Genomic DNA, 19078 nt, shown 5'->3' with positions numbered 1-19078 from the left:
ACGCTAGGTCCCCTGCCCCGCCGAGCGGGAGAATGCCCCCATGGCCGATATCGACGCCCTCCGCGCCCGCTTCGTCCGCACGCTGGAAGCGGCCCGGGGCCCGGCCGCCGGCCCGGACCCGGTCCCGTACGCCGACGACCTGCTCGGGCGCTGGCAGGAGCCGCAGCGCCGCTACCACACGGTGACGCACCTCGCGGCGGTCCTGGACCACATCGACGTACTGGAGAAGTACGCGCACGACCCGGACGTGGTCCGGCTGGCCGCCTGGTTCCACGACGCCGTCTACCTCCCCGAGCGCTCCGAGAACGAGGAACGCTCCGCGCGTCTCGCCGAGCGCGCCCTGCCCGAGGCCGGCGTGTCCGCCGCCAGGACCGCCGAGGTGGCCCGCCTGGTCCGCCTCACCGTCGGCCACGACCCCGCCGACGACGACCCCGACGGCCAGGTGCTGTGCGACGCCGACCTGGCGGTCCTCGCCTCGCCCCCGTCGGCGTACGCCGCCTACACCGCCGCCGTCCGCGAGGAGTACCACTTCGTCCCGAACGAGGCCTTCCGCACGGGCCGCGCCGCGATCCTGCGCCAACTCCTCGACCTGCCGAGGCTGTTCAGGACGCCGTACGGGGCGTCGAAGTGGGAGGCCACGGCCCGCTACAACCTCACCGCCGAGCTGGAAATGCTGTCGCTTCCGCCCGGCGACGCCTCGTAGCCTGCCCGGCATGTGGACAACGGGCGCGGAACAGGTGGAGCAGGCCGTCGACGAGTGCGTGGGCCTGCTGGGGGCGGTCACCGACCGGGACTGGGAGGCGGTGCGCGCCGGGCGGCTGGAGTGGAGCTGCCGGGAGACGGCGGTGCACATCGCCGAGAATCTCATCGCGTACGCGGGGCAGCTGGCGGGGCGCGAGCAGGAGGCGTGGACGCCGTTCGAGATCTCGCTGGAGGAGGGCACGGACAACGCGGGTGCGCTGCGGGTGATCCGCACGACGGGCGCCCTGTTCGCCGCCACGATCCGCACCACCCCGCGCGAGGTCCGGGCCTTCCATCCGTATCCGTTCCGCAGCGCGAACCGTGAGGGGTTCGCCGCGATGGGCGTGGCCGAGGTGCTGCTGCACACCCACGACGTGGCCGAGGGCCTGGGCGTGGCGTACGAACCGGCCCCCGAGCTGTGCGACTTCGTCCTCACCCGGATCTTCCCGCACGTCCAGCCCGGCCCCACCCCCTGGCGGACCCTGCTGTGGGCCACCGGCCGGGGCGACCTGCCCGGCCGGGAGCCGGTCACCGCGTGGCGGTGGAGCAACAACCTGGTGATCCCCACCGACCGGCTCACCCTCCAAGGCGTCACCCCGGCGGTGGCGAGCGACCTCGCCACGGTCGGCGACGGCGGCTTCGAGTGGCTCGACGGCGGCCCGATCGAGGGCACCCGGGTCGGCTCCGGGCTGGTGTTCAAGCAGTACGAGGACGGCGTCCACCGGCCCGAGTGGGGCATGTACGTCCTGGTCCGCCGGGAGGACGGCCGCGCGCTCGGCGCCATGGGCTTCCACAGCGTGCCGGACGAGTCGGGGCGGGTGGAGGTCGGCTACGACCTGGTCGAGGCGGCCCGTGGCCACGGTTACGCCACCGAGGCGCTGCGCGCGCTGTCGGCGTGGGCGCTGTCCCGGGACGAGGTGCACACGGTCGTCGCGAACGTCGAGCGGGACAACACGCCCTCGCACAACATCCTCGCCCGGGCCGGGTTCGAGGCCGTCGCGGAGGACACCGAGCAGGTCACCTACGAACTGCGGGAACCCCGCGACTGAGCCCGCCCCTTGGGCCGCCGCAGCCCCGCCGCGTGCAGCAGCCGCACCACCTCGCGGCTGCTGACCTCCACGGCCCCGGCCGCCACGACGTCCGCGTACCGCTGGGCGGGGATGTCGTAGTGATCGCGCTCGAAGGCCCGGCGGGGCACGCCGAGGCGTTCGGCGAAGGCGTGCAGTTCCTCGTACGAGACGTCGCTGACCAGGTGGGACCACATGCGGCCGTGGCCGGGCCAGGTCGGCGGGTCGATGTAGACGGTCACGAGGACGCCGCTCCGCCGAGCGCCTCGCCCAGCGACCCGACCGCCGCGACCTTCACGCCCGCCTCGCCGCACACCCAGTGCGGGTCGGGCCCCAACTCCGGTTGCACGTCCAGCGCGTGCGGCTCGCCGGTGCTGCACACCGGGCACAGCGGCCAGCGGCCGTAGCGCTCCAGCAGGGCGTCCTGCACGTCCTGCGCGACCAGGCCGGCGACGTACTGCGCGCCCTCCGGCCACTGCTCGACCCACCAGCGCCGCTGCACGACGGACTCCTCGACCAGGGAGACGACGTCCGCTTCGGCGACGCGTCCCGCGACGAGGTCGGCGAACACCAGGGCGCGCGCGGCGTGCAGTGCCTGCTCCAGGGGGCTGATGGGGTCCATGCCCCCATTGTGCGCACTCTTGACCGTGACGCCGAGCCGAAAATATCTTTCAGAGGTGACCTCAAGAGTGAAGGAAAGTTTCGGCACCCCGCCGGCGCCCGCCGCCCTCGCGGCCAAGGTCCGCACGCTGGGCCCGTCGATGACGCGTTCCATGCAGCGCGTCGCCGAGGCCGTCGCGGGCGATCCGGCCGGCTGCGCGGCCCTCACGGTCACCGGTCTCGCCGAGCTCACGGGCACCAGCGAGGCGACCGTCGTACGCACCGCCCGGCTGCTGGGCTATCCGGGTTACCGGGACCTGCGCCTGGCCCTGGCCGGTCTCGCCGCGCAGCAGCAGTCCGGCCGCGCCCCCGCCATCACGACGGACATCGCGGTCGACGACCCGATCGCCGACGTGGTCGCGAAGCTCGCCTACGACGAGCAGCAGACCCTCGCCGACACCGCCGCCGGCCTCGACACCGTCCAACTGGGCGCGGCCGTCACCGCGCTGACCGGTGCCCGCCGCACGGACGTGTACGGCGTCGGGGCGTCCGGCCTGGTCGCCCAGGACCTCACGCAGAAACTGCTGCGCATAGGGCTGGTCGCGCACGCGCACAGCGACCCGCACCTGGCCGTCACCAACGCCGTCCAACTGCGCGCGGGCGACGTGGCGATCGCCATCACGCACTCCGGGTCGACGGGGGACGTCATCGAGCCGCTGCGGGTCGCCTTCGAGCGCGGGGCGACGACGGTGGCGATCACCGGCCGCCCGGACGGCCCGGTCTCCCAGTACGCCGACCACGTCCTCACCACGTCCACAGCCCGGGAGAGCGAGCTGCGTCCCGCGGCCATGTCGTCCCGGACCGGACAGCTTCTTGTGGTGGACTGCCTGTTCGTGGGGGTGGCGCAGCGGACGTACGAGACGGCGGCGCCGGCGCTCTCGGCGTCGTACGAGGCGTTGGCCCACCGGCATCGTTCCTGAGGCAGCCGCCCCGCCCAGCACCGGAAAGACACGGAAAGAGCCGTCCATGACCTCCACCTCCAACCCCCGTGGTCTCAGAGCCGAGCTGGAGTCCCTGACCACCGAGGCGTTCCGGCCGGAGCTGGCCGGCATCGACCGGCTGCCCACCCTCGACATCGCGCGACTGATGAACGGCGAGGACGCGACCGTGGCCGGGGCGGTCGCGGCCCGGCTGCCTGAGATCGCCGCCGCGATCGACGCCCTGGCCGAGCGGATGGCCCGGGGCGGCCGCCTGGTCTACGCGGGGGCCGGCACGGCGGGCCGGCTGGGCGTCCTGGACGCCTCCGAGTGCCCGCCCACCTTCAACACCGACCCCTCCCGGGTCGTCGGGCTGATCGCGGGCGGCCCGCAGGCCGTGGTCACCTCGGTCGAGGGCGCGGAGGACTCCCGGGAACTGGCCCGTGCCGACCTGGAGCCCCTCGGCCTGACCCCGGACGACACGGTGGTCGGCATCTCGGCCTCCGGCCGCACCCCGTACGCGATCGGCGCGGTCGAACACGCCCGCGCCCGCGGCTCCCTCACCATCGGCCTGGCCTGCAACCCGGGCAGCCCGCTCGGGGCCGCCGCCGAGCACGGCATCGAGATCGTCGTCGGCCCCGAACTCCTCACGGGCTCCACCCGCCTGAAGGCCGGCACGGCACAGAAGCTCGTCCTCAACATGCTCTCGACGATCACGATGATCCGCCTGGGCAAGACCTACGGGAACCTGATGGTCGACCTCCGCGCCTCGAACGACAAGCTCCGCGCCCGCTCCCACCGCATCGTCGCCCTCGCCACCGGCGCCGCGGACGAGGAGATCGAACGGGCGCTGGCCGCCACGGACGGCGAGGTGAAGAACGCGATCCTGACCCTCCTGGCCGACGTGGACGGCCCCACGGCGGCCCGCCTGCTGGCGGAGTCCGACGGCCACTTGCGGGCGGCCCTGGCAGCGGCGGCGGGCACCTCCTAGGCAGACGCCCCTAGAGCCCCACAGCGACCCGCGGCCCGTCGCCGCGCCACTGCTCGTGCTCCGCCGCCGCCTTGCCGGCCAGGGCGTTGACGGCCGCGTCGAACCGCTCCGTCGAGGTGGGGTGGTCCGGGCCCAGGACGTACTCCTTGAGGACGCGGCGCTCGGGTGCCATCGGGTCGTGCAGCGGTGCGCGGACCGCTCGGAGGATCTCCGGCAGCCGCACGCACTGGCGGTCGAGGAGGTAGGCACCCCCGGCGGTGGTGTAGGCGGCCCGGAACTCCGCGTCGGGCAGGTCGTCCGCGTTGGTCAGCACGTACGGCTTGAGGCTCGCCACGAAGTCCGCGACCACGGACGACACGTCGCTGATGAGCATGTCGGCCTGGTTGAAGCACTCGTACAGCGTGGGCAGTTGCTTGACGATCACGTGGTGCCGGACGGCGCCCCGGCTCTCCCAGAAGATCCGGTGCCACTCGGCCCGCAGCTCGTGCCACTCGGCCTCGCCGCTCCGGTCCGGGACGCGCGCCTCGCGGGTCTGCTGCGCGTCGTCGCCGCGGAGCTGTCCCGACAGCTCGCCGAGCCGGGCCTGGATCTCCGCGAGCCGCGGCCGGGCGGCGGCGATCGCGGCCTCACCCCGGTCACCGTCCCGCCCCTCGGCGTCCCGCCACTCGTTGTCGGCGCGCAGCAACTCCCTGATGGCCCGGTCGGCTTCGGCCGCGGCGCGGGAGCGCTTGCCGGTGAGAGGGTGCGGCTTGTAGAGGACCCGCACGTTCTCCGTGAGCAGCTTCTCCACCAGCGTCACGCCCATCGGGATCAGGGACGTGTGGCAGTCGTCGTCGCTCCAGCCTTCCCAGGTCGGCGCGTACAGGACGGTCGGCAGCGGCCCGGGCACATGGTCCGCGTGCAGCCGGATCGACGACAGCTGCGGACGGCCCACCTCGACGATCGCCCCGTCGTCGATGGCGTGCCGCACCCGCTGGTAGCGGTCCCGCCCGGCCCGCCCGGCGACCCAGATCTCGTCGTACACCTTGCTCACCCGGTTGCTGCTGGCGAGCTTGTCGCTGTCGCCATGCCCGATGAAGACGTGCTTGGCCTCGGCGACCCGCAGCATGTGCACGTTCTTGCCCGCGTTGCCGGGGTAGAGGACGACCCGGAGCTCGGGCAGTTCCAGCTGCGCCACGTCGTCGGCCTTCGGTACGCACAGGACCGGGATCGACGTACGGCTCAGGTAGCGGAACGAGGCCCGCTCCCGCAGGATGATCAGCGGCCGCCGGTCCAGCTGTTCCAGCGTCTCGATCCACATGTTGACCTGGTACATGAAGTCCCGGGACACGGACGCGAAGCTGAAGTACAGCGCCACCTCCGGCCGGTATCCGGCGAGTTGCCGGTTGACCTCGGCGATCACCTGGTCGTCGGACGGCGTCCGGCGGGCCCGGCGCAGCTGCCCCAGCAACGCCAGTACGGCGGCCACCGTGAGCCCGGCGGTCAGCGCGAAACCGGCGACGGCGGGCTGCCACGCCCCCGCCGCGAGCGCGGCGAGCAGTCCGGCGTGGGCCGGCAGGTCCAGGTGCAGCAGCTTGCGCAGGAAGCGCCGGTAGAGGAAGGCGGGCGGGGCCTCGGGGATGCCCGCCCCGCTCATGTCGAGGTTGCGCACCACCACGGGGAGCGTGCGCCGCCGCCGGATGGCGTGATGCACCGCCGTGTACAGCGTCACCAGCGCGAAGTGGGCGCTGAACACCGCCAGGGCGGTCACCAGCACCGCGTCCGACGCGTTCATACGGTCGGCCAGGGCGAGCAGCATCACCGTCCGCACGGTGAACCGCATCGTGCGCGTCAGCTGCAAGGCGGCCAGCCGCCGCACGAAGGAGGGGGCCCGCGCGTGCAGCACCTCGTCCGCGACGTAAGTCACGGCCGAGGCCGCCGCGAAGCCCCACAGCGACGGCAGCAACGCGAAGACGGGCAGGGCGGCGAAACCGGCGGCGAGGAGGAGGACGAGGAACAGATCGGTCTTCCCGCGCACGCGCAGGACACCGCACAGCCAACGGAACGTCATGAACAGGATCCCTCTGAGAAAAGGATGTGTCTTCCGGGATGGCGTGCGGTGGGGCGTACGCCGCTGTACGCGCGATACGCCAGTTCGACGGCGATTGGGGTTAAATGGTTGTACGCCCGCCGGTCACCAGTACTTCACCGTGACTTCGGCTCCCGGTTGACCTGCCTCACGCGAGCCCGCAGCGTCTCCCGCGCGGGCAGCGAGCGCAGTACGTCGGTCAGGTGCTCGGCCGTCCGTACGTTGCACCGCCCCAGATCGACAGGGCGAACGGCTCGTCGCTCGCTCCGGTCACCGGGTCGACGCCCAGCGACGGCAGCACGACGCCCACTCCGGCGAGCGCGTCCCGCAGCGACTCCACGATCTCTTCGGTCGAACGCACCTTTCCCTACCTCCACGCTGAGTTTGTGATTCACCACACAGCGTGTCCGAGCCGCCTCTAACCTGGCCAGATACGGCGACCCAACAACCCGATGTGTACGACAGGGAGTTGCCCATGCCCGGATCCAGAGACCTCGACCCGTCCTCCTCTCCGCGAGCCCTCCTGGGCGCCGAACTCCGCCACGCCCGCGAGAAGGCCGGCCTCAGCCAGGAGGAACTCGGACAGCGGCTGTTCGTGAGCGGGTCGTTCATCGGGCAGTTGGAGGCGGGGACGCGCAGGATGCAGCGGGAGTACGCGCGGCTGCTGGACGAGGTGCTGGGGACGGACGACTTCTTTCAGCGGAACTGTGTGGCGGCGGCGAAGTCGAAGTATCCGGAGCACTTCTCGGAGGCGGCGGAGGCGGAGGCGCAAGCGACGGCGATCCGGGAGCACACGCCGCTTCTGATTCCCGGACTGCTCCAGACCCCCGCCTACGCCCGAGCGGTGTGCCGCGCCTATCAGCCGACCGCACCGGAGGAGACCATCGAGAAGTTGGTAGCCGCGCGGGTGGAGCGCGCGCGGATCCTCGACGATCCAACAGAACCGTTGTTGTGGGCGGTGGTTGACGAGGCTGCCCTGCGTCGAGTGACTGGCGGGCCTGAGTGATGGCAGAGGGGCTGCGCCACGTCGTCGGCCTGGCCCGCCGGGGCCGGGTCATGGTGCAGGTGCTGCCCTTCGATGCGGGAGCGCATGCGGCGATGCAGGGAGCCATCAAGCTGATGGACTTCGAGGACGCCCCGCCGTTGGTCTACTTCGAAGGGGTCGGCACCGGGCGGCTGGAGGACGACCCGGCCATCGTGAAGCACCAGAGGTTCACCTACGAACTGCTCACGGCCTGCGCACTCTCCCCCGAGAAGTCTCTGGCCCTCATCGAGGCGATGACGCAGGATTACGCCCATGAGGAGCATCACTGAGTACAACTTGAGCGCGGCCACCTGGCACAAGTCCAGCTACAGCGGCGGCGACGGCGGCAACTGCCTGGAAGTCACCCACGACTTCCCCACCGTCGCACCCGTCCGCGACTCCAAGAACCCCGAAGGCCCGAAGCTCGTGTTCCGGGCCACGGCCTGGGCCGCGTTCGTCGCGAACCTCAAGGACGAGACGGCCTGAGCTTCGGGACCCGGGCTTCGAGCTCTCTTTTCAAGGAACGGGTAGAGGGCCTCAACCCGCCCTCCCACCCCGCGTGTTGACTTGACGCGTTCGGCTTGCCACGGACGGTGACAGGCCTCTAACGTGCCTGCATACGCAACAGCCCCCGCCAGGTGCTACCAACACCTGCGGGGGCTTGACCACATAGATCGAAGGACAAGTTCGATCCCATGGCTGACGCCCAGCTTAGTACTGCCTCCCCGTCCGCGCACCCAATGGCGAACCCGGGTTACGGCAAGCGCTCCGCCCCCGACCAACTCCCCAGCACGAAGCACGACTTCGCACACCTCCCACCCCGCGAAGCCGCCATCGCCGCCTACCTCGACCGGCTGCCCGACGGCGCGGACATCTCCGTGAAGACGCTGGCCAAACAGCTCCCGTACGGACAGTGCGCGCTCGGCACCGCCCTCAACCGCATCCAGCAGGCGGGCCACCTGCGCCGGGGCCGGGAGTGCGTGACGGCCGACGACGGCAGCTCCCGCTGGATCACCCGAACGTGGTTCACCCGTACCGCCCGGGATGACGACTGGTGGGCGGCCTTCACCCGCGGCGACGTACCGAAGCAGGCAGCGCGCCCCACCCGCTCCCGCGCCCACATCCTCCTGGCCGCCCTCGGCCGCACGGCGCCCGTCCTGTCCCTCTCCCAGGCCGACTGCGCGACGCTCTCCCCGCTGGTGACGGAGTGGTTCGAGCGGGGCGCCTCGGAGGAGGACGTACTGCGCGCACTCACGGCCGGCCTGCCGACCCCCATCCACCACCCCGCCGCCCTGGTCCGCAGGCGCCTGACCAGCAAACTCCCATCTCCACCCACCCCGCGTCCGCCCCTTCGGGTCCTGGAGTGCGCGAACTGCGGCGCCCCGGGACGTCCGGAGTCCCTACCAGGGGGGCGTTGCAGCGCCTGCCGGGGCGAACGCGCGCCCGCGCAACCCCCTGCACCCCTGTCCGCCCCCACGGTTCACGACCGCGCGGCCCAGATTCGCGCCGCGATGTCCCAACGACGCCGAGAGAAGGCATCCACATGACGGCTCCTACGGTCCGACGCCACCAGCCCGGGGCACGATGGAGGGAAGGAGGCGACGCCATGACCCGAGACACGACCGACCGCCCGCAGATGGATGTCGAGGACTTCGACGAACTCGTGAGCAGGGCTCCGAGGGAGATCCGGAACAGGCTGGAGTTCCTGGGCGGGCGCCTGTGCATCCGGCACGGCCCGCTCGACGTGGACGAGTTCGAGGAGCTTGCCGCGGTAGCGCCCGAGACGGTGCGGCTTGAGTACATCAATGGAAAGGTAGAGGTCAAAGCTGTGCCGGACGGCAACCACCGCTCGATCTTCATGTGGCTGCTGCGCCAGTGCATGCAGCACCGGCCTGACCTGGACCTCGTTCCCGAGTCCGGCGTCAAGGCCGAGGCCTACCGCAAGGGCCGCGCTCGCACGGACGGAACTCTGGTGCCAGTGGACCACTTCCGAGGCGACGGCGAGTGGTCCGACCCCGACGGTGCCCTGATGGCCGTGGAGATCACTTCCCACGACCGCGACACCGACCAACGCGACCGCATCGACAAGCCCGTCGGCTACGCGGCGGCCGACATCCCCGTCTATCTCCTCATCGACCGCGACAATCACACCCTCACGGTCTTCAGCGAGCCGCAGGACGGCCGCTACCAGCAGATCTCGCCGTACCCCTGGGGCGCCACCGTCGAGCTCCCCGCCCCCGTGAACATCACCCTGGACACCGAGAAGCTCAAGGACTACGCCGACTGACGACAATGGACACCATGAACCACGCCCAGCTCACCGCCCTAGGCCGTGCCCTCCGTCTCCTCGGTGAGCACGGGGAAGTCCTCACCTCCGACACCCCGGACGCCAAGCTGCACGAGGTCAAGGCGGATCTGAAGCGCGCCCTGGACCTGCTGGAGGAGAGCGTCTCGAACGCGGCACCCAGCACGCGCTGCCCCGAGCATCCGAACGGCCCGGTCGACGAGGCCGCCCCCGACCTGTGCCTGCTGTGCGAGACCCGGCGCCGGGCCGCCCGCCGCGCGGAGTTCAACGGTCCCGCCCCGCAGCACCGGCCCACCGAGCCGGTCCAGTCCCGCTACGGCGTGAGCGGTGACCGCCCCCAGCCCCAGCAGCGCTGGCTGCCGGAGCTGTGGAACGGCCAGACCTGGCAGCTGTGCGGCACCCCGCGCCGGGACCGCCGCGAGGCCGAGCTGTACATCGCCGCCCAGCGCAAGGCTCCCCGGGCCGCCATGGCGTACCGGCTGGTGCACGAGTTCACCGACTACGAGGTGCTGCGCGTGTGGGGGACGCCGGTCAGGGTCGACATCGAGCCCATGGGCAACCTGTAGCTCACAGGAGGGGCAGGGCGGAGAAGTCGTGGCTCTCCCACAGGCGCCGCGAGGCCTCCTCCGGGTACACCCGCACCACCGGCTCCGCGTCCAGCACCTGCACCAGCCGCTCCGTCTCCTCGTACGCCGGCCAGCCCGGGTCTCCCGACCTCGCGAACGCCGTCCACGACGAGCGGAAGCGGGACGACAGGGCCAGGGCCTCGGCGGACGGCTCCGTGCCCCCGAACAGCAGAAGCCCGAGGTCCGCCCCGAACGTGCCGAAGAGCAGGGGGATGTCCAGGCCGTGGCAGGCGCCCAGCGCACCGCCGCTGCCCGGGGCCGGCCAGGTCAGCTCGTAGACGTGCGCGCGTCCGCCGCCCGCGTGCTGCGCCTCGGCCAGGTGCAGGGAGGGCATGTTGAACAGCCAGTCCGTCTGGACGCGCTCGTAGAGCTCGCCGGGGCCCGCGTCGGGGAAGGCCGAGCGGTAGGCCTGCTCGCCGTCGGGGCCGGGGGCGAAAAGGCGGAGGGCCGCCGTCGCCCGCTCCTCGGGTATCCGGCCCAGTTGTCCCGCCATGGCGACGAAGAGGCGGTACTCGTCGCGGTTGTGGCCGACGAGCAGGTCGACGTCCTTCGCCGCGCCGGCCGCCAGCGCCTGCCAGGGCATGGCCGGCAGGACCTCGCCGTCGACGACCGGCGAGAAGGGCGTCACCGTCGGCGCCGCCTGGCCCCAGCGGTCGGTGTACCCGGCCATCTTGGCGCTCAGCGACTCGCCCGCGGCGGTCAGTTCGCGCGGGGCGATGGCCGCCAGGTCGGCGACCGTGGGGCGCAGCCCCACCTCGGCGGCGAGAGCGGCGCCGATGTCACGGGCCAGCGCGTCCGAGAAGAACGTCCCCGGCACGCTCTGCGCGATCGCCCGCCGGAACAGGCCCGCCGCCCCCGGCATGGCGAGCAGCGAGGCGATCGAACCCGCGCCCGCCGACTCGCCGAAGACCGTGACCTGGCCGGGGTCGCCGCCGAACGCCTCGATGTTGTCCCGGACCCACTCCAGCGCGGCCACCTGGTCGAGCAGGCCGCGGTTGGCGGGAGCGCCCTCGATAAACGCGAAACCCTCCATGCCCACGCGGTAGTTGAGCGACACGACCACCACGTCGCCGTCGGCCGCGATGCGCCGGGCGTCGTAGCCGGGGCTGCCGGCGTGGCCGAGCTTGTAGGCGCCGCCGTAGATCCACACCATCACCGGGCGGCGGCCGCCCGGGTCGGGTTCGGGGGTCCAGACGTTGACGGTGAGCCACTCGTCGCCCTCGGGCACGTCGATCAGCCCCGGGCCGCCGAGGTTGCCGAGGTCCTGCGGGGGCGGCGGGCCGAAGGCGTACGTGTCCCGTACGCCGTCCCAGGCATGGGCGGGCCGCGGTGCCATGAAACGGGCCTCGCCCACGGGGGGCGCGGCGAAGGGGATGCCGCGGTAGACGGCCAGGCCCTCCTCCCTGCGGCCGCGTACCGCACCGGCGGTGGTGCGCACCACCGGTGCGGGCCGGGGGGCGTCGGTCGCCGGGCGGGGCTCCGTCGTCGTCATCTGGATCTCCTCACGAGTGCCGGTGAACAGGCGCTCAGTCAGCGTCCTTGACTGACGCAAGGAGATCCAGAGGCACAGGCTCCGGGCTCAGCTGAGCGTCTTCAGCGCCGCCGGGTCGTACGGCGCCAGCTCCTCGAAGCGGCCGGACAGGACCTTCCGCGCCCACTCCGGGTCCTGGAGCAGGGCACGGCCGACGGCGACCATGTCGAACTCGTCGCGCTCGAAGCGGTCCAGGAGGTTGTCGAGGTCGCCGATCTCGGCGCCCTCGCCCTGGAAGGCCTTGATGAAGTCGCCGTTCAGACCGACCGAGCCGACGGTGATGGCGGGCTTGCCGGTGAGCTTCTTGGTCCAGCCGGCCAGGTTGAGGTCCGAGTCGTCGAACTCGGGCACCCAGTAGCGGCGGGTGGAGGCGTGGAAGACGTCCACCCCGGCCGCGGCGAGCGGGGTCAGGATGGCCTCCAGCTCCTCGGGCGTCTCGGCGAGGCGGGCGTCGTAGGCGTCCTGCTTCCACTGCGAGTAGCGGAAGATGACGGGGAAGTCGGCCGAGACGGTCTCGCGGACGGCCGCGACGATCTCCGCCGAGAACCTGGCACGGGCGACCGGGTCGCCACCATAGGCGTCGGTGCGGCGGTTGGTGCCCTCCCAGAAGAACTGGTCGAGCAGGTAGCCGTGGGCGCCGTGGATCTCCACGCCGTCGAAGCCGATGCGCTCGGCGGCGGCCGCGGCCTCGGCGAACGCGCCGATGACGGCGTCGATGTCGGCCTGGGTCATGGCCTTGCCGGTGGGCTCGGTCGCGCCGATGCGCAGACCGGAGGGGCCGACGGCCGGAGCGTCCGCGACCGGCGGCTCGCCCTGGTTGCGGACCATGCCGATGTGCCACAGCTGCGGCACGATCGTGCCGCCCGCGGCGTGCACCGCCTCGGCGACCTTCGCCCAGCCCGCGAGCTGCTCCTCGCCGTGGAACCGCGGCACGCGGTCGCTCTGCCCTGCCGACTCGTGGCCGACGTAGGTGCCCTCGGTGACGATCAGGCCGACTCCGGCGGCGGCGCGGCGGGAGTAGTACGAGACGACGTCGTCGCCGGGGACGCCGCCCGGGGAGAACATGCGGGTCATCGGCGCCATCGCGATCCGGTTCGGGACGGTCAGGCCGCCCAGCGATACGGGCCGGGACAGGATTTCGGCGGCGCGGGAGGCGGCGGAGGCGTCGACGGTCACGTGGGGTGCTCCTCTTCGGATACCGGACAGTATGTGCATACGCATGCGACGTACGCTTCAACCACCCGCCCCGCCCACGCCATCCCGCCCGCGCTGTGACCCCGGACACGCCGGAGGGCGGCACTCCCTGTCTGACGAACAGGAAGTGCCGCCCTCGGCAAGGACGTTGATCGACCAGGTCGATCAGAAGTCCATGTCACCGCCCGGCATGCCGCCGCCGGCGGGCGCGGCGGCCTTCTCCGGCTTGTCGGCGATGACGGCCTCGGTGGTGAGGAACAGCGCGGCGATGGAGGCGGCGTTCTGCAGCGCGGAACGGGTCACCTTCGCCGGGTCGATGATGCCCTCGGCGATCATGTCGACGTACTCACCGGTCGCGGCGTTCAGACCGTGGCCGACGGGCAGGTTGCGCACCTTCTCGACGATGACGCCGCCCTCGAGACCACCGTTGACGGCGATCTGCTTGAGCGGGGCCTCCAGCGCCAGCTTCACGGCGTTGGCGCCGGTCAGCTCGTCACCCTCGAGCTCCAGCTTCTCGAAGACCGAGGAGGCCTGCAGCAGGGCCACGCCACCACCGGCGACGATGCCCTCCTCGACGGCCGCCTTGGCGTTGCGCACGGCGTCCTCGATGCGGTGCTTGCGCTCCTTGAGCTCCACCTCGGTGGCGGCACCGGCCTTGATGACGGCCACGCCGCCGGCCAGCTTCGCCAGGCGCTCCTGCAGCTTCTCGCGGTCGTAGTCCGAGTCGCTGTTCTCGATCTCGGCGCGGATCTGGTTGACCCGGCCCTGGACCTGCTCGGCGGAGCCGGCACCGTCGACGATGGTGGTCTCGTCCTTGGTGATGACGACCTTGCGGGCCTTGCCCAGGAGGTCGATCGTGGCGTTCTCCAGCTTGAGGCCGACCTCCTCGGAGATCACCTCGCCGCCGGTGAGGATGCCGATGTCCTGCAGCATCGCCTTGCGGCGGTCGCCGAAGCCCGGGGCCTTGACGGCGACGGACTTGAAGGTGCCGCGGATCTTGTTGACGACCAGGGTCGACAGGGCCTCGCCCTCGACGTCCTCGGCGATGATCAGCAGCGGCTTGCCGGACTGCATGACCTTCTCGAGGAGCGGCAGCAGGTCCTTGACGTTGCTGATCTTCGAGTTGGCGATCAGGATGTACGGGTCGTCGAGGACGGCCTCCATACGCTCCATGTCGGTGGCGAAGTACGCCGAGATGTAGCCCTTGTCGAAGCGCATACCCTCGGTGAGCTCCAGCTCCAGACCGAAGGTCTGGGACTCCTCGACGGTGATGACGCCTTCCTTGCCGACCTTGTCCATGGCCTCGGCGATGAGCTCGCCGATCTGGGTGTCGGCGGCGGAGATGGAGGCCGTGGAGGCGATCTGCTCCTTGGTCTCGACGTCCTTCGCCTGCTCCAGCAGGGCGGCGGAGACGGCCTCGACGGCGCGCTCGATGCCGCGCTTGAGGGCCATCGGGTTGGCACCGGCGGCTACGTTGCGCAGGCCTTCCTTGACCAGGGCCTGGGCGAGAACGGTCGCGGTGGTCGTACCGTCACCGGCGACGTCGTCCGTCTTCTTGGCGACTTCCTTGACCAGCTCGGCGCCGATCTTCTCGTACGGGTCCTCGAGTTCGATCTCCTTGGCGATGGACACACCATCGTTGGTGATCGTGGGGGCGCCCCACTTCTTCTCGAGGACGACGTTGCGGCCCTTGGGGCCGAGCGTCACCTTGACGGCGTCCGCGAGCTGGTTCATGCCGCGCTCGAGGCCGCGCCGCGCCTCCTCGTCGAACGCGATGATCTTGGCCATGTGAAGTGGTCCCTCCAGGACTGGGGGTGATTACTTCGGACCGCGCCCGCGCCCGCGACGGACGGCTCGCCGGCCTCGTGGTTCCTTCCCACCCAGCCTGCGGGCCTCACCGACCCGGTCCTTACGTTGTCACTCTCACCTTCAGAGTGCTAACGCAATGATTAGCACTCGGGCATGGCGAGTGCAAGCGACTCCCACGGTTCGAGCGGGCGCTCAGCCTCCGGCGAACAGAGCGCATCCGGCTCGGCCCGCAGGCCACGGGAGCGCCGCGGCGGACCGGGCGAGCAGAGAAATGCCTGACCCCCGGCCCGCGACGGCGAGACGCGACCGACGACGCGAGCGAGTCCGGAGGGAGAACCCCCGCGCCCGGCACCGGGCGGGCGCCGAGGCGCGTTCGGGCGCGGCGGTTTCGACGAGCGGTCGCCCGGCGATCCCGTCACCCCGGGCGCCGGCCCCCGAGCAGGCAGGCCGAAGGGCCCGCACCCCGTGGGGTGCGGGCCCTTCAGAGAAGACCGGTCGCTTGCGCTTGGTCGTGGTGCGCGTTCAGGCAGAGACGCGAACCATGTCGGCCTGCGGTCCCTTCTGGCCCTGCGAGATCTCGAACTCGACCCGCTGGCCCTCCTCCAGGGTGCGGTAGCCGTCCATCTGGATCGCGCTGTAGTGGACGAAAACATCCGCACCACCGTCGACCGCGATGAAGCCGTACCCCTTCTCCGCGTTGAACCACTTGACGGTGCCCTGAGCCATGCCTAACTCCCCTATTACTGGCCCTTGCACAGATCCACACTTCGCGGACCCGGGTCAGACCTCACCCCCCACGGTTGGGGGCGTGCGCCGGAACGCGTCGACCGCGGCTGAATGTATCTGTCCAACTGCCGTCTGCAACAGGTCAATCGGACGAGAATTCTGGACGCGCAGGATCCGGAATGTGGGGAGAATTCGCCAGACTTCAGGGCAAGTCGGGCCACACAAAAGGAACAAAAGCCGCGAAAGACGCACACACTTTGGCTACATCTTGTCGGGCGCGCGGCAGGAATTAAGGGCTCCCGATCAGGAGATCGGCGGTGCGTTCCCCAACTGTACCGCGCTCAATCACACAGAATTGCCCCCTCCGTTTCTCTTACGGAGGGGGCAATTCGATGAACTCTCAGTGACCGCCGTTACCGAAGGTAATAATCAAGCCGGTCGACCGGTTCAGCCACCCGCGACGGCGGGAATGATCGACACCCCGGCACCGTCCGGCGTCGCCGTCTCCAGCCCCTGCTCGAACCGCACGTCGTCGTCGTTGACGTACACGTTGACGAACCGGCGCAGCTTGCCCTGGTCGTCCAGCACCCGGGCGGCGATCCCGGTGTGGTTCTTCTCGAGATCGGCGATGACCTCGCCGAGGGTCGCCCCCTCGGCGGCGACCTCGGCCTGCCCGCCGGTGTAGGTACGCAGGATGGTGGGGATACGAACGGTGACGCTCATGACTTCAAAACCTCCGGTTGGGTAGCGAGCCTAGGGGCGCGGGGCTGTATCGATGCGCGGCTCCGCCGCGTGGGCGCGACCAGCCCCCACCGGCCCGCAGCAGACAACGATCAGACGAGCCCAGCCTCACGGAACGAATCCAGGTTGGGACGAATGGTCGCGGTAAGCCCGGTCCCGGCCACCGCATCCAGCGTCTTCAGACCATCCCCCGTGTTCAGCACCACGGTCGTCTTCGACGGGTCGAGCACCCCGTTCTCGATCAGCTTCTTCGCCACACCCACGGTCACACCACCGGCGGTCTCCGCGAAGATGCCCTCGGTCCGGGCGAGAATCTTGATCGCGTCAACGACCTGCTCGTCGTTGACGTCCTCCACCGCACCGCCCGTCCGCCGCGCAATATCCAGCACGTACGGCCCGTCCGCCGGGTTGCCGATCGCCAGCGACTTGGCGATGGTGTCCGGCTTCTGGGGGCGGACGACGTCGTGGCCGGCCTTGTACGCCGTCGACACCGGAGAGCAGCCCTCGGCCTGCGCGCCGAAGATCTTGTACGGCTTGTCCTCGACCAGCCCGAGCTTGATCAGCTCCTGCAGGCCCTTGTCGATCTTCGTGAGCTGCGAGCCGGAGGCGATCGGCACCACGATCTGGTCCGGCAGCTGCCAGCCGAGCTGCTCGCAGATCTCGTACGCCAGGGTCTTGGAGCCCTCCGCGTAGTACGGCCGCAGGTTGACGTTGACGAAGCCCCAGCCCTCGCCGGCCGGGTCGCCGATCAGCTCGGAGCAGAAGCGGTTCACGTCGTCGTAGTTGCCCTGGATGCCGACGAGCTCGCCGCCGTAGATCGCGGCCATGACGACCTTGCCCTGCTCCAGGTCGTGCGGGATGAACACGCAGGAGCGGAAGCCGGCGCGGGCCGCCGCGGCGCCGACGGCGCCGGCGAGGTTGCCGGTGGAGGAGCAGGACAGCGTGGTGAAGCCGAAGGCGCGGGCGGCCTCCAGGGCCTGGGCGACGACCCGGTCCTTGAAGGAGTGCGTCGGGTTGCCGGAGTCGTCCTTGATGAAGAGCTTGCCCGCCTCGACGCCCAGCTCGCGCGCGAGGTTGTCGGCCTTGACGAGCTGGGTCCAGCCCGGGTTGATGTTCGGCTTGGTCGCCACGTCGGCCGGGACCGGCAGCAGCGGGGCGTAGCGCCAGATGTTCGCGGGTCCCGCTTCGATCCGCTTGCGGAGTTCCTCGGTGCCGTAGGCCGAGAAGTCGTAGGCGATCTCCAGCGGGCCGAAACACTCCTCGCACGCGAAGACCGGACCGAGGGGTACGCGGTGACCGCACTCGCGGCAGCTCAGGGCGGCGGCGGGGCCGAGGTCTACGGTGGAGTCGGTGGTGCTTGCAACAGTCTGCACAGCCATGTGAGGCGAGGCCCTTCCTCATCTTCCTCACGACGCATCTCGCCGTGAGACGGATTTGGCACCTTCCCGAGCCGGAGCCTCGCGGAGCGGTCGACAGTGACCTACGAGTATCGGCTGGAGGGTTGCCGGGGCTTCATCGGGCCGTATCCCTCTGCCCCTCTGGATGAGCTGTATTCGGTTGTAAACAACGGACGACCCCGGACATGCGATGGTCATCCGCGTTGTTCAAGACTGTAACCGACGACCAGGACAGTTGAGATAGTCGTCCGAACCGCGAGATGGGTCACAGTCCGTCCCGCCGAGAGTACGCAGAGGAGCCGCCACGGTGCTGGAAGAAGTCGAGCGCTGGCTGAGCACCCGGTCCTGGTCAGCGACCGATCGTCCGCTCCACCAGATCCTGGCCGCCAAGCAGCGCACAGGCCAGACGGTGAGTGTGGTGCTGCCCGCGCTCAACGAGGAGGAGACGGTCGGTGACATCGCCGCGATCATCCGTCACGACCTGATGCGGCAGGTCCCGCTCGTCGACGAGCTGGTCGTCGTCGACTCGGGGTCGACCGACCGCACGTCGGAGGTGGCCGCCGCCGCGGGCGCGACGGTGGTGCACCGCGACGAGATCATCCCGCGGATCCCCGCCGTTCCGGGCAAGGGCGAGGTGCTGTGGCGCTCGCTGCTCGTCACGCGCGGGGACATCGTCTGCTTCATCGACGCGGACCTGAGGGACTTCTCGTCCGACTTCGTCTCCGGGATCGTGGGCCCGCTGCTCACCGACCCGGACGTCGCCCTGGTGAAGGGCATGTACGACCGTCCCCTCGGCGGGGCGGCCGGGCAGGGCGGCCGGGTCACGGAGCTGATGGCCCGCCCGCTGCTCAACATGCACTGGCCGCAGCTGGCCGGGTTCGTGCAGCCGCTCGGCGGCGAGTACGCGGCCCGCCGCTCGCTGCTGGAGCAGCTGCCCTTCCCCGTCGGGTACGGCGTCGAGCTGGGCATGCTGGTCGACGCGCTGCACCTGGTGGGCCTGGACGCCCTCGCCCAGGTGGACGTCGGGGTGCGCAAGCACCGGCACCAGGACGGGCAGGCGCTGGGCCGGATGGCCGCCGCGATCTACCGCACGGCCCAGCTGCGGCTGGCCCGCGGGCATCTGATCCGGCCGTCCCTGACACAGTTCGAGCGGGGCGGCGACGGCTTCGAGCCGCGCACCTACTCCGTGGACACCGAGGAGCGTCCGCCGATGGTGGAGATCGCCGAGTACCAGGCGAGGAGAGCGGCCTGACCGGGGTCGTTTTCGGCCGGGTGGGGCGG

At 70.9% G+C, this 19078-nt stretch carries 19 protein-coding genes, 1 pseudogene and 1 riboswitch; of the genes and pseudogenes, 10 read left to right on the top strand and 10 right to left on the bottom strand.

Translation table 11 applies throughout. The annotated features are described in order from the left end of the window. The first annotated feature begins 40 nt into the window (after positions 1-40). Both ACIBL4_RS32355 and ACIBL4_RS32350 read left to right on the top strand, forming a co-directional pair. Entirely contained in the window at positions 41-703 is a 663-nt protein-coding gene (locus tag ACIBL4_RS32355; RefSeq protein WP_399415319.1) for a hypothetical protein, read from the top strand. A gap of 34 nt (positions 704-737) precedes the next feature. Next, the gene (locus ACIBL4_RS32350) at positions 738-1790 is read left to right on the top strand and encodes a GNAT family N-acetyltransferase (protein ID WP_399415459.1); all 1053 of its coding nucleotides are present in this window, start codon (positions 738-740) and stop codon (positions 1788-1790) included. Here ACIBL4_RS32350 and ACIBL4_RS32345 read toward each other — a convergent pair. Continuing rightward, entirely contained in the window at positions 1763-2050 is a 288-nt protein-coding gene (locus ACIBL4_RS32345) for a DUF4031 domain-containing protein (protein ID WP_399415318.1), read from the bottom strand. The genes ACIBL4_RS32350 and ACIBL4_RS32345 overlap by 28 nt on opposite strands. After that, a complete protein-coding gene (locus ACIBL4_RS32340; protein WP_399415317.1) occupies positions 2047-2430 on the bottom strand; it encodes a hypothetical protein in 384 nt (127 codons plus the stop codon). Before ACIBL4_RS32340 ends, ACIBL4_RS32345 begins: the two co-directional genes overlap by 4 nt. Positions 2431-2485: 55 nt before the next feature. Here ACIBL4_RS32340 and ACIBL4_RS32335 point away from each other — a divergent pair, with 55 nt between their 5' ends. Beyond that, positions 2486-3388: a MurR/RpiR family transcriptional regulator gene (locus ACIBL4_RS32335; protein ID WP_086848209.1), complete on the top strand. Its 903-nt coding sequence runs from the start codon at positions 2486-2488 to the stop codon at positions 3386-3388. Between the two features lie 46 nt (positions 3389-3434). Beyond that, entirely contained in the window at positions 3435-4376 is a 942-nt protein-coding gene (gene murQ / locus ACIBL4_RS32330) for an N-acetylmuramic acid 6-phosphate etherase (protein ID WP_399415316.1), read from the top strand. Positions 4377-4386: 10 nt separating this feature from the next. On the opposite strand, the gene ACIBL4_RS32325 is transcribed toward murQ, so the two are convergent. Then, positions 4387-6426, bottom strand: a complete 2040-nt coding sequence (locus ACIBL4_RS32325; protein WP_399415315.1) for a hypothetical protein — start codon at positions 6424-6426, stop codon at positions 4387-4389. A 217-nt stretch (positions 6427-6643) separates the two neighbouring features. After that, positions 6644-6805: a hypothetical protein gene (locus ACIBL4_RS32320; RefSeq protein ID WP_399415464.1), complete on the bottom strand. Its 162-nt coding sequence runs from the start codon at positions 6803-6805 to the stop codon at positions 6644-6646. 114 nt (positions 6806-6919) lie between these two features. Here ACIBL4_RS32320 and ACIBL4_RS32315 point away from each other — a divergent pair. From ACIBL4_RS32315 to ACIBL4_RS32295, 5 genes and pseudogenes are all read left to right on the top strand, one after another. Further along, a pseudogene (locus tag ACIBL4_RS32315) lies at positions 6920-7758 on the top strand (helix-turn-helix domain-containing protein). Next, entirely contained in the window at positions 7742-7954 is a 213-nt protein-coding gene (locus tag ACIBL4_RS32310; RefSeq protein ID WP_399415314.1) for a DUF397 domain-containing protein, read from the top strand. The pseudogene ACIBL4_RS32315 and the gene ACIBL4_RS32310 overlap by 17 nt, the downstream one beginning before the upstream one ends. A gap of 209 nt (positions 7955-8163) precedes the next feature. Next, positions 8164-9015 carry a hypothetical protein gene (locus tag ACIBL4_RS32305; RefSeq protein WP_399415313.1) on the top strand — a complete coding sequence of 284 codons (852 nt, stop codon included), beginning with the start codon at positions 8164-8166 and terminating at the stop codon, positions 9013-9015. A 59-nt stretch (positions 9016-9074) separates the two neighbouring features. Beyond that, a complete protein-coding gene (locus ACIBL4_RS32300; protein ID WP_399415312.1) occupies positions 9075-9755 on the top strand; it encodes a Uma2 family endonuclease in 681 nt (226 codons plus the stop codon). Between the two features lie 14 nt (positions 9756-9769). Next, positions 9770-10339 carry a hypothetical protein gene (locus ACIBL4_RS32295; protein WP_306965910.1) on the top strand — a complete coding sequence of 190 codons (570 nt, stop codon included), beginning with the start codon at positions 9770-9772 and terminating at the stop codon, positions 10337-10339. Between the two features lies 1 nt (position 10340). On the opposite strand, the gene ACIBL4_RS32290 is transcribed toward ACIBL4_RS32295, so the two are convergent. The 6 genes from ACIBL4_RS32290 to thrC form a co-directional block, all read right to left on the bottom strand. Beyond that, positions 10341-11891 (bottom strand): carboxylesterase/lipase family protein, encoded by a 1551-nt coding sequence (locus ACIBL4_RS32290; protein WP_399415311.1) that lies wholly within the window; start codon positions 11889-11891, stop codon positions 10341-10343. 87 nt (positions 11892-11978) lie between these two features. After that, positions 11979-13106 carry an NADH:flavin oxidoreductase gene (locus ACIBL4_RS32285; RefSeq protein ID WP_399415310.1) on the bottom strand — a complete coding sequence of 376 codons (1128 nt, stop codon included), beginning with the start codon at positions 13104-13106 and terminating at the stop codon, positions 11979-11981. Positions 13107-13289: 183 nt separating this feature from the next. After that, complete coding sequence (gene groL, locus ACIBL4_RS32280) at positions 13290-14912, bottom strand: chaperonin GroEL (RefSeq protein WP_356926237.1); 1623 nt, start codon at positions 14910-14912, stop codon at positions 13290-13292. A gap of 543 nt (positions 14913-15455) precedes the next feature. Then, positions 15456-15659: a cold-shock protein gene (locus ACIBL4_RS32275; RefSeq protein WP_010035953.1), complete on the bottom strand. Its 204-nt coding sequence runs from the start codon at positions 15657-15659 to the stop codon at positions 15456-15458. A gap of 447 nt (positions 15660-16106) precedes the next feature. Next, positions 16107-16382, bottom strand: coding sequence for a ubiquitin-like small modifier protein 1 (locus tag ACIBL4_RS32270; protein WP_010035955.1), 276 nt, complete (start codon positions 16380-16382; stop codon positions 16107-16109). 110 nt (positions 16383-16492) lie between these two features. Further along, on the bottom strand, positions 16493-17779 hold the full coding sequence (thrC, locus tag ACIBL4_RS32265; protein ID WP_399415309.1) for a threonine synthase: 1287 nt from the start codon (positions 17777-17779) through the stop codon (positions 16493-16495). Positions 17780-17794: 15 nt separating this feature from the next. After that, positions 17795-17949, bottom strand: a riboswitch (SAM riboswitch). A 155-nt stretch (positions 17950-18104) separates the two neighbouring features. Between thrC and ACIBL4_RS32260 the strand changes: the two genes are divergently transcribed. Then, complete coding sequence (locus ACIBL4_RS32260) at positions 18105-19049, top strand: glucosyl-3-phosphoglycerate synthase (protein ID WP_399415308.1); 945 nt, start codon at positions 18105-18107, stop codon at positions 19047-19049. Positions 19050-19078: the final 29 nt, after the last annotated feature.

This window comes from Streptomyces sp. NPDC050416, assembly GCF_044458845.1.
Taxonomy (GTDB): domain Bacteria; phylum Actinomycetota; class Actinomycetes; order Streptomycetales; family Streptomycetaceae; genus Streptomyces.
Note: the sequence above shows the minus strand (reverse complement) of the source record. Positions and strands in the feature narration are given on the sequence as shown.

What these genes read in the sequence shown, in the direction of transcription:
- ACIBL4_RS32300 (WP_399415312.1), top strand. Translation starts at nt 9,075, where the DNA reads ATGACCCGAGACACGACCGACCGCCCGCAGATGGATGTCGAGGACTTC.
- ACIBL4_RS32340 (WP_399415317.1), bottom strand. Translation starts at nt 2,430, where the DNA reads ATGGACCCCATCAGCCCCCTGGAGCAGGCACTGCACGCCGCGCGCGCC.
- ACIBL4_RS32270 (WP_010035955.1), bottom strand. Translation starts at nt 16,382, where the DNA reads ATGAGCGTCACCGTTCGTATCCCCACCATCCTGCGTACCTACACCGGC.
- ACIBL4_RS32355 (WP_399415319.1), top strand. Translation starts at nt 41, where the DNA reads ATGGCCGATATCGACGCCCTCCGCGCCCGCTTCGTCCGCACGCTGGAA.
- groL (WP_356926237.1), bottom strand. Translation starts at nt 14,912, where the DNA reads ATGGCCAAGATCATCGCGTTCGACGAGGAGGCGCGGCGCGGCCTCGAG.
- ACIBL4_RS32295 (WP_306965910.1), top strand. Translation starts at nt 9,770, where the DNA reads ATGAACCACGCCCAGCTCACCGCCCTAGGCCGTGCCCTCCGTCTCCTC.
- murQ (WP_399415316.1), top strand. Translation starts at nt 3,435, where the DNA reads ATGACCTCCACCTCCAACCCCCGTGGTCTCAGAGCCGAGCTGGAGTCC.
- ACIBL4_RS32325 (WP_399415315.1), bottom strand. Translation starts at nt 6,426, where the DNA reads ATGACGTTCCGTTGGCTGTGCGGTGTCCTGCGCGTGCGCGGGAAGACC.
- ACIBL4_RS32290 (WP_399415311.1), bottom strand. Translation starts at nt 11,891, where the DNA reads ATGACGACGACGGAGCCCCGCCCGGCGACCGACGCCCCCCGGCCCGCA.
- ACIBL4_RS32305 (WP_399415313.1), top strand. Translation starts at nt 8,164, where the DNA reads ATGGCTGACGCCCAGCTTAGTACTGCCTCCCCGTCCGCGCACCCAATG.
- thrC (WP_399415309.1), bottom strand. Translation starts at nt 17,779, where the DNA reads ATGGCTGTGCAGACTGTTGCAAGCACCACCGACTCCACCGTAGACCTC.
- ACIBL4_RS32275 (WP_010035953.1), bottom strand. Translation starts at nt 15,659, where the DNA reads ATGGCTCAGGGCACCGTCAAGTGGTTCAACGCGGAGAAGGGGTACGGC.
- ACIBL4_RS32310 (WP_399415314.1), top strand. Translation starts at nt 7,742, where the DNA reads ATGAGGAGCATCACTGAGTACAACTTGAGCGCGGCCACCTGGCACAAG.